Annotated in this window: 5 protein-coding genes and 1 pseudogene; 1 reads left to right on the top strand and 5 read right to left on the bottom strand. The window is 68.4% G+C overall.

Annotated features, from left to right (window positions below):
• Positions 1-1,382: 1,382 nt before the first annotated feature.
• Positions 1,383-1,639 (bottom strand): annotated as a pseudogene (locus E1300_RS07800) (transposase); the annotation flags it as partial.
• 1,867 nt (positions 1,640-3,506) lie between these two features.
• Here E1300_RS07800 and E1300_RS07805 point away from each other — a divergent pair.
• Entirely contained in the window at positions 3,507-4,688 is a 1,182-nt protein-coding gene (locus E1300_RS07805) for an SEFIR domain-containing protein (protein WP_165502722.1), read from the top strand.
• On the opposite strand, the gene E1300_RS07810 is transcribed toward E1300_RS07805, so the two are convergent.
• From E1300_RS07810 to E1300_RS07825, 4 genes are read right to left on the bottom strand one after another with little or no spacing between them, the layout of a single operon-like run.
• Positions 4,685-7,207 carry an RNaseH domain-containing protein gene (locus E1300_RS07810; protein ID WP_131756194.1) on the bottom strand — a complete coding sequence of 841 codons (2,523 nt, stop codon included), beginning with the start codon at positions 7,205-7,207 and terminating at the stop codon, positions 4,685-4,687. The genes E1300_RS07805 and E1300_RS07810 overlap by 4 nt on opposite strands.
• Entirely contained in the window at positions 7,201-10,446 is a 3,246-nt protein-coding gene (locus tag E1300_RS07815; protein WP_207399547.1) for a hypothetical protein, read from the bottom strand. Before E1300_RS07815 ends, E1300_RS07810 begins: the two co-directional genes overlap by 7 nt.
• Positions 10,443-11,642 carry a restriction endonuclease-related protein gene (locus E1300_RS07820; RefSeq protein WP_207399548.1) on the bottom strand — a complete coding sequence of 400 codons (1,200 nt, stop codon included), beginning with the start codon at positions 11,640-11,642 and terminating at the stop codon, positions 10,443-10,445. The genes E1300_RS07815 and E1300_RS07820 overlap by 4 nt, the downstream gene beginning before the upstream one ends.
• Positions 11,639-13,276, bottom strand: a complete 1,638-nt coding sequence (locus tag E1300_RS07825) for a PD-(D/E)XK nuclease family protein (RefSeq protein WP_131756195.1) — start codon at positions 13,274-13,276, stop codon at positions 11,639-11,641. The genes E1300_RS07820 and E1300_RS07825 overlap by 4 nt, the downstream gene beginning before the upstream one ends.
• Between the last annotated feature and the right edge of the window lie 73 nt (positions 13,277-13,349).

Here is a 13,349-nt window from a genome sequence, read left to right on the forward strand (position 1 = left end):
AAGAGACCTTATGGACGACTTTCGATTGTTTATCATGTTCTTGGTGGCGCCGCTACTGCTTGAGAGTGTGAATATATTGTTTGTCCACAAATGGCTACGCCCTTGTCAACGCCACTCCGCGTCACCGGTTCCGGGGAGGTCTTGACTCACCCAGCGGAGGGCCGGGTTATCTGCTGCGAACACGACCTCCCCGGCAATCTGGATCACATGGACGTCAAGAAACTGGGCTGCAACCTCACAGGCGGCCCAGTTGCCGCGCCGCTACCGATGCGGCCGCCAGACCGTGATCTGCACCGACACCGCCGGCGGCACGCACGAGTTCGTCGGCTGTGTCGCCGCGTAGGGCTGGCGGCTGTCGTGCTCGATCGGGATGGCCACCAGCGACGCCGTCCACGCCGCTGGGCTGCAGAACCCTGCCTCAGTTCGGACGCCGGCGATCGAACCCGACGGTGACGTCCGCGATGGCGCCAGGGGCGCCGAGGCGGTCGGCGGGTCCCGGCCGGTATGTGGCTGATCCTGCGGAGAGAACACCCGCATCCGGGCGCGCAGGTTGGAGCTGGCTTGTCGACGAGGTCACCGACCGCACGGACCCGAGCGCCACGCTCAAGAAGGCGATGACTACACTTAGTGACGACCGGTGGGCGAGGTGAAAGCGTGAATACTGGGAGATCGGAAAGGACTCGATTTTCGTCGAAGTTCCCTCAGTGGAGGACAACCTACGCCTCTGAGCTGGGCAGACGCGAGCTTCGTCGGTGTGGACGGGGTGCAAGATCGTGTTCACACCGAAGAGGCCACTATCCATCGGATAGTGGCCTCTTGAAGTTGCACTGACCTACCTAAGAGGTCACGCATACACTCTCCTGTCGCGGCAGCCCGGCGGCGGCCCCTCGTTGCCCACTTTTGACCTGGTAGCGGGCTGGCCGACAAGCGTGTGGGTGTCGCGATCTCGGCTGCCTCGCCACTGTAGCGAGGGTGCATGGCTCCTGGTGGGAGGAATCTGGGAGATCCATCTTCTCCCGCTCCGAATGAGGTCACGCGAAGCCTTCTCGCGGCATCACCCTGAGTGACTAGGTACTGAAGTCTTCGCAAGGTCATCGGCACACGGACCGCAACTTCCCAGTCCGGTGAACGCCCCAACTTTTGCCCCGGATGGCCGCCTGCTACGCAGGCATAGGCTACGTCGGTGCCGGAGGCGCGATCAGCACCTCCTGTGAACGCAAGAGAGGTCGCAAGCTCGGCAAGCACAAGAAGCTGTTGACCACCGCCACGCCAGGGCCCGCGCGCTCGGCAAGCGCGGCGCCGCCATCCTCAAGAGCTCGCACATGTTGCGGAAGGCTCGCCACTCATCCAGCCGCCTCACCGCCATCGTCCAAGCCATCCTTGCTGACCGAGTCGATCGCGCACCGCGACCAGTCCAGCTCCCCGCGCGCACCCAACTCGTCCACCACCAGGCGGTGCAGCTTGGCCCAGACCCGCGCCACACTCCACTCGGTGAAGCGGTAGGGCCGGACGGGCCGAACGCCGGCGGCAGTTGCTGCCAGGTGCCGCCGGTGGTGGCCACAAAGGTGATCGCGGCCAGCACTGCGTGCTGGTCCCACGCTGTGGCCCGCCTACCACGACCGCTACCGGCTCCTTCCACCCGACGTCTTCACCTCCGGCAGCGCTGGCGGGATCCCTACTTCCGGCACCGCGAGGCGTTGATGGCGGCGCAGGTCCTGCGGCCGCCCGACCGGCCCACCGCCACCGAGACCGCGCGCCTACACCCTGGCTGAGGACGGCGACGCCCGGCTGCGCGCGGCGTTGGGGCAGCAAGACACGGCTTTCCTCAGACCATCGCCGCGGCGCCGCAGTTGATCGACCGGTGGGATGACGCCGGCCCCTACCTCTGTGCAGTACTGACCGCCGCGATTGATGCCGACCGCCTGGGCGCTCGTGAGCTGCTTGCGGCGGCGCTGCTGCAGGGCGCGGCACCCGGCTGCTGCAGCCCGGCCAAGCGGGCCCAGGCGCCGATCAACTGGTTCGAGATGGCTCTGGCCTACAGCACCCAGCGGCTGCGCGGTGCGGTCGCCGCGCTCAGCCCGGCCAACGACGGCAGAGCATGGGCACCGTCACCGGCTACCGCCTCGCCGACTGCCTCCTGCAACACGCCAACCCCACCGCACCGACCATTTTCCTCCGGACAGCTTCTGGACCGCTGCCGCCACACACGCCCACTCCACCGACCTCAACACTTTCGGCGAGGCCGCTCGGAACCGCGGCCTGTACCGGCACGCCGCCCAACTGTGGCGAAACGCCACCGCACACGGACACCGTGCCGCCCCACCAAGCTGGTGTCCCACCTGTACCCACTGCACCCGACCGACCCCCGCTCCGTCGGCTTCGCCGACCCGGATGCCGTGGTCGAGTTGCTGAGGGGTTGCGGGAGGTGGGGCGGACGAGCAGACCCACCGCGCTGGCCGCGCGCGCCGCCGCGCACGTCGACCCTCGACGACCTGTTTGCCGTGGCGCAGTTGCTGAACGGAGCGCGGGAGGTGGGGGCGGGCGAGCAGGCCACGACGCTAGGCGAACGGCTGCCCGCTGCAGGTATGGTCGCTCAGTTCGTTGGGGTCGGCGTGCGAGGGGAGCGCTTCCGGTTCGGGCGCGACCGCGATGGGTGCGCCGTCGCGCGCTTGTGCTGGGAGGACCTGCAGTAACTCACCTGTTCGCGGAGGCGGCACCTGCGGACGTGGCCGCTTGGGCCGCGGTGGCGGCTCCGACGGGTTGGGCCGCTACCCGCCGTCGGAGTTGCTCGGGCGTCGAGCAGCGCAGGCGGTATTGGCCTGCACGACGATGGTGTCGGCCTGTTTCGCGGCGGCCGCGCGCAGGTCATCGTGGTCGACGGTGACGGTGTCAGGCCAGCGGCCGACCTGGGCCTCTCGAGGATTGCCGGAGAAGCGCGCGCTGCCGGGGCGGAAGGGCGCGCGCAGGTCGAAGAGTTGGGTGCGATCTGCGCGGTGGAGTTCGCCAGCACCGCCTCTCGTCTGCTCCTGTCAGATAGGTATGCCGGGAACGGCCTCCGCCCATCGAAGCTGGACAGCCTCTTCGTCCGTGACCGACTCGGGAACCGCGCGAGCTCGCAGACAGCTCACTTCCAGGGCTCCTTCCTGCACTTCTACGGTTCGTCGTGGTGCCGAGGACACCGGTGTCAATCAGGTCGGGTCAGAGCGAGCGAAAGCTGCTCAAGCCCTGATGCAAGTTTCCCAACTGGCAGCGAAGCAGGATGGCCGAGAACAGCCAGGTACGGGCGCCAATGCAGAGTCCCGTCCCCACACCTCACTCGGCAGTGAGCCGATTGCGTCGGCGGTGGCTTGATGCCGCAACGCGAAGAGGTGTAGTAGGGGACCGGCCGAGCCGGTGCACTGATCCTGAGAAATCTGACAAGAACAGGACAATGAGCAAGTTCTCGTGTGGTAGTGCTAGTTTGAACGCTAATGTTGCCGTCGAGTCCAGAGAGCACAGGGGGAAGGATGTCACTGGAGAAGCGCGCAGTTCAGTTGGTCCTGATCGACGAGGGTGCGAGATGGGTCAATGCGGAGCCGGACGGTACCAGCATCGGCGCGGTGACGCTACATAGTTGGGAGATTCATCCCGTTGATGCGAATCCTGAGGTCCTCGGAGAGAAGGACGCCTATCTCATCAAGGTCAATTACGATCTGGACCTCGGTCCCGATCCCGCTCCGGTGAGATGGTTCGAGGTCGGACTCGAGTTCACCGCTGGCGATGGCCTCGGTCCCGTTGCGATCGCTGACGCACTGCCGCGAACCATCGGACCGGAGAAGGAACGCGTTTACTCTCTGAACCGGCGGTTGCAGTTCGTGCCCCGCACTGCCGGAATGGATGCGGACGCCGTCATTCCCGCTACGACACACCGGATCGACGTGTTCGGCGTCGGCGCGAACTTGGTGCGCTGGCAGAACGCGGCCGCGCATGAGGGGAGCGTCCGCTCCGGTTCACAGGTGGCGTGGCTATCGCTGTTCGTGCCACGGGGCTGCACGGAAGTGGCGGTCAGCTTCTCGGTCCGCTACTCGCTACCGCCCGAAGAGATCATCGGGTCGCTGCCGGGGCAGAACGCGCTGACGTTCCCCTTGGTGCTGAAAGAGGGTGTACGACGGGTCGTGGAGCCCGTACCCATCGACGATACCGATCCCGCGCGGAGGCAGGAGGGGCCGCGGCTGTTCATCTGCTACGCGCACGACACGGTGTGGCATGAGACGAACGCCCTCAAGTTTGCGGAACTGCTTCGCCACACCGGTGTTGACGTCCATATCGACAAGTGGGCCGGTGCCGTGCGCCGGCATTGGGGGATATGGGCGGAAGGTGAAATGAAGAAGGCGGATTTCGTTGCTGTCGTCGCCTCACCCAGGTGCAAGGTTGTGGGTGAGGGCAATGCGTCCAGTGACGAGAACCGCGGTATGCGCGCTGAGCTGAACTTCATCCGAGAGAAGCTCGCACAGGACGAGAGTCATTGGCTTCCGAAGGTACTTCCCGTTGTCCTCCCGGGTGAGACGGTCGAGCATTTGCCGGACTTTCTTCAACCGCACAACTGTGATCGCTACCCGATCGATGAGTTCACCGAGGAAGATATGGCGGACCTGCTGCGGGCGATGGGGAGGACCGGCGCCGGGGAATGGTCCTCCCCGCCACGCTAAGCCCAGTCGTCGTCCTCTGCCTGGCCGGACGCCCGATGATCGGGGTGGTCCTTGTCGGCCGTCACGGCCAGGTGGAGGGGGACGGGGAGCGCGGTGCGGTCGTCCCATGAGATGTTCTGTTCACACAGCCGTGCGGTGAGCGTGACCAGCTTCTCCGCTTTCCAGGATCCCGGCTCCACGACGACGATCTCCTTGGCCGTGAAGGAGTGCCATGGCTTTCCCAGTTCGCGGCGATCATACCCGCCGTCGTCCAGTTCAAAGCGGGTGGTCGTCGCGCCCCGCCTGCCGCCATTCGCTCTGAATAGGACCGAGGTACCGGGAAACAGCCAGGATGGCACGCCGGACTCTGTGAGCCGGTAGACCGCCTGGCCAGGAGCATTCGGCTGGTTTGGATCCTCCACCTGGCGCCCCTCAGTGCGGTTGACCGGGCGCCCGACCTCCTCCACTGTGCTGTGCAGCCGGACAACGGCGATGTCGTCGCTCCCGGCGCGCAGGACATCACCCGGCATCGGGCCGTCTCCGAGGGAAGCATCCGCGAGGCCAGGCCAGATGCCCCGCATCGAGGAGGCGGCCACGAAGATCACTATCGGAACTCCCGACCGGTCGCCGTCCGCGAGAGCGCACAGCCGCGACTCGATCTCCGCCCGGGTGCGGGCGGCCTTCTCCCGGGTGCGGCCGAGGTGGGCGGAGCCGATCGCCCCGGCATTGAAGTCCGCGATCCCCTCGGCCGCGCGTACCCATGCTTTCCGCCGTTCGCTATAGGCGAGCATCCTGCACTCCTCCAGTCTTCCCGGCACCAGGTCGACCGCTGTCATGACGAGCACCAGGACGGGTTCGCCGTGCCCGTTCTGCTGTCGGCGGACATGGACGCCCGCGAGCAGTGTCCGGCGGGTCAGCGGATTCGGTAGGTGCTTTGCGGTGAGCGCGGCGGGCATCCGGTCATCGAGGATCCCGGCGCCGCGCAGCAGATCCCGGAGCGCGGCACGGGCCGCGTGCTCCTTCTCGCTCGCGGAGCGTGGCCGTGCGCCCTCGGGAAGCATCGCCGGCTCGGTCGCGAGGAACTGTACGGGGATGCCCAGATGCCCGAAGAGACGGCGCAGGTGCGGCTTCGCGTCGAGGACGGGAGGCTCGGCTGCGGGGTGAAACTCGGTCTCCGCCCACACTGCGGTCAGCCGATCTCCTGCGGACGGTGCCGCGCCGAGGTCGCCGAGGTATGCCGCCCTGTTCGGGGTGTCGTGGGAGAGCAGTTCGGGACAGTGCCGGGCGATGACGTCCAGCGCGTCGTTGACGGGTACGGGCGGCCCGTCCGGACGCGGCTCGACCCGGTGCCCGGCGAGTGCCGCCAACTGCTCCAGCATGCGTGCCCTGGCATCAGCCGTGGCGTAGACGCAGACGAGCGTTACGCGCCGGTAGCCACTGGGGCCGACTCCAGCCGACGGAAAACCGCCTTCCTGATACTTCTCGACCCGCGCCGGCAGCTTGATGCTCTTGTCCACGTCGTAGGTGAGCGGGACGAGCATGGGCATCAGCCGCATGACGTGGTGGTGAAGGAAGAGCATGAACCTTGGCCCCAGTCCGTTGCCGAGCGTGTGGAACTGCGCGTTAGAGAACTGCGGCCGTATGTCGCCGGGCTTCGCGGGCAGGATCGGCGGCAGGGTCATCGGCTTGAGCTTGCACGCTTCAAGGATCGTCGCGATGGCGGGGTGGAGGCGGTTCTCGTAGTCACCGGCGTTCCCGTCCGGAGCGCGGAACACCGGCAGGCGCAGGACCGGATCATCCGCCTCGCCGCGGTCGATCCAGGCGTGCTTGGTCCGCCGCCCATACCAGCGCTGGGATATCCGCGACAGATGCGCGTCGAAGCACAGCACGAGGTCCTCGACTCCCGCGCGGGTGACCACTCGGGCGGTCACCTTGGCCATCCCGTAGGAGATGAGCCCCCGGTGGGTCCGCGCGATCAGGTCGCCCTGGTCCCAGGCGAGCAAGGCGCCGTCCGTGTCGAGCCGCAGTGGCAGGCACCTGTCCCCGTCGATGCGGAGCGGCTCTCCCGCCAGGCGGCGCATGATCTGCCATTCGGCGGTCTCGTAGACCCAGTGAGGGGCCAGCGGGACCCGTCCCGGGCGGGGCTCGATGAAATCGGAGTAGGAGCGGGCCGCCTCTGGTTCCGGCAGCACGCCGGGTAGCCGGGGCGGTCCCTGCTCGCCCCTAATATGCCGTTCCCATGCTTGCACCGCGATCCGCAGCCGGTGGTCGAGTTCCCGGCCGGTCAGCAGGAGCCGCCGGCTTCCGGCCTCGACCTCGCGGGCGGCCAGGTGGCTCTCCCCGAACATGCGAACCGGCTCGCCGGTGGCCGCGACGATCCCTCGCGTGAGGGAACTGTAAGGGGGAACCCTTTGTCCCTCTTCGCTCGACAGCGTGCTCCAGGCGGCTTCGAAATCCTCGGTTAGCGGATAGGCGGTCACGGTCCCGAGGACCTCGTCGAGGAGGTTTCGGGGGATGCGATAGGCGAGGGTGATCAGCATCCTGACTCTCCGTCCTCGTCGGCCCCGGCATAGTCGAAGAACGCCTGGAGCGTGGTGCCGTAGTAGGTCTTCATGCGGGCGAGCGTTCCGTCCGCCTGCCACTTCTCGCGCAGGAGGCGGATCAGCGCGGCCATGCTCGTCCCCGAGTCTTCGTCGAGCATTGCGCCGTCCACGAGATGCAGGACGGCGTCGGTGCCGCCGCGGCGGGCGCGCCCGATGAGTTGGAACGCGCCGTTCAGCGTCTCGGCGACCACGCCGAGCTTGACCGCCTTGTGCTGGGCGCGGAAGTACGGAGGACGGCGGACCATGTCGTCCAGCCGCGCCTCGGCGGTCCGGTGCCGGTCGTCGAGGAGCGCCGCGGGGTCGGTGGACGGGCCGGGATGCGCGTCGTGCGCCGCCGCCTGTACGTGCGCGAGCAGTTCCGCGGGCTCGTCCAGCAGCGGGATGGGCCGGACGATCAGCCACACGGAGCCGAGCGCAGACCGGTTCTCCTCCCCGATGATATTGACGCCCCGCTGGACCCTGGCGAGCGGCGCGATGAGGATGTCGGCCTTTTCCCGCCGGGGGAAGTCCTCCAGACGGTCGGCTCGGATGGGCTGCCAGCGGTCCTGGACTCCCATGGTGGGGTCCTCGGCCTCCTGTGGGGGGACGGCCAAGCAGATGCGCGCGGCGTCGACGCCGGCGCGGGCCAGTCCTTCCGCCACATGCCGGGCACCGGCGTAGGACGTGGTGGCGAGCAGTACTCGTGCCCGGTGCTTGTCCGTTTCCCGCAGCCGTTCCAGTTCGCCGTTCAGGGCGGTGCTCCACAGCCGTTCCGCGATGCGCCGTGTCGCCTCGGCACGTGCGGCTCCGTCCAGGCCGGAGACGTGCACCAGGTTGTTCAGATCGTCCCGTATCGGAACGGCGGCGACCTTGACCGTCTCTGGATTGTCGTCGCGTACGTACCACGCGGGGTCGGCGCGGACATGGTGGTGCGGCGCGCCGGGGAAGTAGGCGGTGGCGGACAGGCCGAGCACGATCCTCCGGGTGCCGGCGTGCGCGAGCGCGGTCGTGTCTGCCAGCCCGAGGACGTAGGTGTGCGGGTCGCCGCCGAACGCGGCGGTGCTCAGCCGAGCCGGCTCGTCACCCTTGTCGTCGTAGTACTCGGTGAACGCGAACGACAGTGCACCGAGCGGACCGGTCGGTGCGACCCGCCAGTGGGTGTAGACGCCGAGTGCGTCCGCGATCTCCTGCGCCGACTCGACGCCCATCTCCACGAGCTGAGCGTTGTTCGCCATCAGGCGATGCAGGTTTCTGGCGATGGGCACCAGGATGGCGCGGCGCAACATCCGGTTGGCGGCCTTCGTTCGCTCGCCTGCCGGGAGTTGGGCGAACAGCGCCTCGATGGCAGGCCGCGCCGCTACGACTGCCGCGCCTCCGGTCCCGTTCGTGACGACGTCCGCCAGGTGGCGGCGTGCCTCCGCGAAGCCGGGCGGTTCGCCGGGCAGCGGGGAGCCGCCGTCTTGGAACAGCGTCCGGAACATTCTCAGCTGCGACCTGGTGGCTCGTTCCTCTGGGGCGAGGTCGAACAGGCGGACCGTCAGCCAGTGGTCCCAGCGCCGCGGGATGATCCACTGTCGGCCAGGTCCGGGTTCACGCCTGCCCTTCGTCGGCGGTGCGGCGCTGATTCGCTGGTAGGTGAGGTGGCTGACGTACGTCTCGGATAAGTAGCGCAGCCCGAAATAGGCGTCGCGCACGTTCGCGTCGATGTCGCCGTGGAGCTGCCCTGACACCTCGCCGAAGTCGGAGTCGAACCGGCGCAGCAGCGTGTTCGTCCGCCCAGCATGGTCGAGCACCAGGCCGCGCCCCGCCTCTTCGATCGCGGACCGCTGGAACACATCGACCTCGTCGATGACGACGACCTGGCAGCGCCGCAGGATCAGTTCCTCGACAGCGATCCGGTCGTCGGCGCCCGAGCCGTCGTCCACCGGTGCCTGTAGCACGCCCGCCATCAGGTTCTTGTGAGAGGTCACGATGATGCCCGCGGAACAGGCGTCGCGGACGGCACGGAATCTGCCGCATGTCGTCCGCCACGGGCAGGCGACTCGCTCGTCCCGCCGTCTGCGCCGGTGCGGCCGCCGAAGCCCCGCGCACGGTTCCCGTCCCGGAATCCAGGTCTCGGCACCGTCTTCCGGCGTGGCCGCCGCGGCGAGCGCGCAGCCGTACCCGAACCGCTGCCAGATCCACTCCGCGTCCGGGCCCGCCCCTTGCTCCGCAAACGGCGCGGCGTGCGCGGTCGCGGATTCGGCGACCTCGAAGCTCGCGCGCGGTGACACCAGAGGCACGACCCCAGGCCCGCCGTCCGGCAGGACGACGTCCAATGCGCGCTCGATCTGGTGGGCAGCCTGTACCACATTGGCGTTGGTCGGCAGGACGAACGCCACACTCACCCCGCGCCGGGCCGCCCAGCAGGCGAAGCTTTCCACGAGTACTACGGACTTCCCGAATCCCGTGTAGGCCAGCAGTTCGCGCAGAGAGCCGGCGGTGAGCAGGAGCCCGCCGACCCGTTCACCGTTCGCGGCACGGATCTCTCGGGTGAATCGTTGCACGCACCCCAACCGGTAGCCCCCGCCGAGATCCTCGTCCAAGCGTTGCGCGATCTCCTCCAGTTCCGCGAAGGGCACCCACAGGTCGCCCTCGGGGGGTGCGTCCTCGATGCGCGGCAGCGAACGGGCTGGTTCGGCGTGATGCCCGCGGATCTCGAAGCGCGACTCGGTGAACCCGGGCTCCGTTCCGCCGGATGCGCGGGACCGGGCCACGGCCGTGTGCGGGCCGGGCTCCGCCACCGGGAGCTCCCGCCTTCGCCCGACGTGCAGGCCGTCCAACTCCTTCAGCAGCCCGTCGACGAAGATGCGGAGTGCCATGCCGGGGGCGACGATGATCCGGCCGTTCTCCTTGTAGAACTCGTCCGCGATGCAGCCTGCGATCTCGCCCTGGACGAGGCACCGGTCCAGATGCGAGCCCGCTGCCCGCCCGTTCGCCATCGAGTTCGGACGGCGGCGCAGGAGACGCATGAACCGGCTCGCGTCTTCCTCGTCCAGGGTCCTCCAACCGGACCAGTCGGCAATGTGACCGTCGAGGACGAACAACACGTCTTCCCGTGTCGTGATGGCGGCGCCGTCGTCGTCCTTGTCGAGGGCGAAATGCAGTGCAGCGAGCCCGATCGCCCCACCGAGCAGCCGGGGCGCGACGTTCATCATCGGTCCCCGTCCTTCCGTTCCTCGATTGTCTTCTTGATTCGCCGCACCTTGCGGAGGAGCCGCTGCTCGGTAAGGACCTCGATTCTGGGCAGCGCCGTCGCCACCGCCTCGGCCTGGTGCCCGTGAGTCCGGGGCAGCAGCACTGCCACCTGTGCCCTCGGCGGGCGAGCCCGCAGGTCGGTGATCAGCCGGTGCGGTGACCGGTACTCCTTGACGTCCAGCCGAAACTCGGTGCCGCCGATGGTCACGTGCAGGTCGTAGGCGTCCAACTCTGGCCACATTTCGACGTCGGCGCCGAGCCTCTCCAACTGCGCGGCGATTCGCAGCTCGCTCGCCCCGGGGACGACGATGAACCGCCAGACGCCCTGGCCGACGCACCCAGACCCCACGGCGGAGAGGGCCACCGGTGTCTTCACTGCTGGCCCTTCGTCGACCCGGGTCAACTCCGGGCTCTTCGCGCCGCGCCGTTCGGCCGCGCGGAACACGGTGGAATGCGGCCGGTAGCGGCACTGCACCTGGTCCCGGGTCACCGCCATCGGCCAGCGGCAGTCGGGGCACGGCCACCACCAGGCGCCATCGTCCCGCGTCCTGTACAAGGAGCTCTCCGGAATCGGCCGATATCCGCCCGGCATCATGCGGGCCCCGGTCTCGCTGACTCCGATCTGCAGCTCCTGCAGTCGGCCGGCCGGGTGCTCGATCAGGAACTTGCGGGACGTCTCATAGAGACGCTGGTCCTTTGGTCCAGCCATCGCCGCGAACGCCCGCGCCCTGATTCGGTCGGCGGTCATCCGCGTCCACGACGGCAGCCAGCCCTGCCCGTCCGCCTCGGCGTCCAACGGGACGACGTGCTCGCACAACAGATCGAGGGCCGGTGCGGACAGCCGGTCGCCGCCGACCCCATCGGGCTCCAGCAGGACCGCGTCGCGTAAACCGTCGTCGCTGCTGTCCGTACTTCCGAGAATCGGCAGTTCGCCCAGCGGTCGGCGCAGCGCATCCACCAAGGCGAGCGGCGTGACCGGCCCACTTCCCGGCCCGTGCGCCTCCATCACGAAACCGGTCATTCGCGCGACCTCGCGCATCGCCTCCGGACGCGCCTGCCGTGCCGACCACGCGTACGCGGCCCGGAGCATCGCCGTCACTGCCCGGCGGCGCCGCTCGCTCATATCGTCGGACGGTGGCGCGACCAGCCCGCTCACGTGCCGACCCCGACCCTGGGGTCCCTCTTGGCATCAGTTCTGGCGTCAGGGCACCAGCGGATGAACCCGCAGTCCCGGCACGCCTTGCCGGGGCTTGTGGCGAGAGTCTCGTCGGAATGCCAGCGTGCTACCGCCGACTGGACGACCTCGCGCGCTGCCCGGACCAGTTCGGGATCCGTTGCGTCGAACTCCGTCAGGACGGGGCCGGTCGCGGTCAGCCGTTCGAGCTCGACCCGGCAGCCTCCCCGCCCGCCGGGAAGCGCGCCCTCGGCCGAGAGCAGTACCGCCAGCGCAATCTGCTCGTACTTCTGGAGCAGATCACCCTCGTACAGGTGCCGGCTCGTCTTGATCTCGCGGAGCCGCCAGTTCCCGCCGATCCGGTAGAGCAAGTCAATCTTGGCGATGACTGCGACGTTGGCGGATGGATCGTAGGTGACGACTTGGTGCTCCGGCACGATCTCCACGCCCGTGGTAGTCCCGGCGTGCCGCATGGGGCAGACGAAGGAGTGGTCGCCGAGCATCTGGTGGCGCAGCCTCGTCTCCAAGTCATCGGCGATGTTCTTCGCTGTCGGCTCGTCCACGGTGGCTTCGGCGGACCCGGCCAGAGGGTCGTCGGCCGCGCATGCCCGCGGCGGCACCCGGGCATGCCGAGCCTCGATCTCGGCGTGCACGAGGCGCCCACGGATGGTGGACCCGCTCTCTTCCCTGGCGGCGTCCCGCGGAAGGTTGAGGTCGTGGAAGTAGGGGATGGGGGCGCAGGTGTGGTACTGCCGCGACGTGGTCACCGACCATATGCGCCGGGGACCTGTGCAGGCATCGATGTTGAGCAGTCCCGGCACGGAGGGGACAGCAGGGCAGGAGGCGATGATCGGACAGCGTCCGCAGTCGGTCCCCGGCCGCAATGCCTCGCCCGTCGCCACCTCCAGCACCCGTCCCGAGGCGTGCTCCTCATACGCCGCGAACGCGGCTTCGGCGGTGTCATCGAACAGGACGTTGCTGGACGCGTCCAAGCAACCGACCTCGACGACCCGAACGCGCTCCGGCCGCTCGTGCCGTCCGATCAGCAGTGGCCCGGTGCCCCACCGGTTGCCGAGCACCGGGCCTCCGGCGGCCACGACGGCGGCGGCCAGTGCGATCTCGGCCTCGTCCCGCGGGCGGTCCTCGACTCCCTGGTACCGGGTGAGACGCAGCTCGCGCACGCCGCCGCCTGCGTAGCGGCGGCCGTGCACGATCTCTTCGTGCGGCTCGGGCAAACCGTCGAGCGGCCGGTCAAGGCGTCTCGCCCACGTGCGTGAGACCGGCTGGAGCACGGGCTCCGTTCTTATCCCGTTCGTCTGGGCATCGAGGTACTGCCGGACGGCGTGCTCCGTCCATCGGACCAGCGCCGGGTGGTGATCGCGGCTCGGGTCCCCGCGCCACCGCGCGAGTGCCGCCTCGGCGTCGAGTCCGTCGAATTCGACCAGATCGAGCACCTTGCCGAGCGGCCCGAGCCCGAAGGTCTCCCGGAACGTCTCGCCGCTGCGGCCGCCGTTCGCCCTGCCCTGGGCGGGGCGCGCCTTCAGTGCCCGATAGCGGGGACACCCGCCGGACCGTGTCACCGCGGACGGCGAGAGGCGCAGAGGCGTATCGAGCATGTGGCCACTCCTTTCCCGTCAGGAGAGAATCTGTCGCGTGACGTAGTCTGTGCTACTTTCCATTGCCGTTGTA

Source organism: Actinomadura fibrosa (assembly GCF_900659615.1).
Lineage (GTDB): Bacteria > Actinomycetota > Actinomycetes > Streptosporangiales > Streptosporangiaceae > Spirillospora > Spirillospora fibrosa.

Bases quoted from the DNA above. Each gene is read 5' to 3' on its own strand.
- E1300_RS07805 (WP_165502722.1), top strand. From the start codon at position 3,507: ATGTCACTGGAGAAGCGCGCAGTTCAGTTGGTCCTGATCGACGAGGGT.
- E1300_RS07810 (WP_131756194.1), bottom strand. From the start codon at position 7,207: ATGCTGATCACCCTCGCCTATCGCATCCCCCGAAACCTCCTCGACGAG.
- E1300_RS07815 (WP_207399547.1), bottom strand. From the start codon at position 10,446: ATGATGAACGTCGCGCCCCGGCTGCTCGGTGGGGCGATCGGGCTCGCT.
- E1300_RS07825 (WP_131756195.1), bottom strand. From the start codon at position 13,276: ATGCTCGATACGCCTCTGCGCCTCTCGCCGTCCGCGGTGACACGGTCC.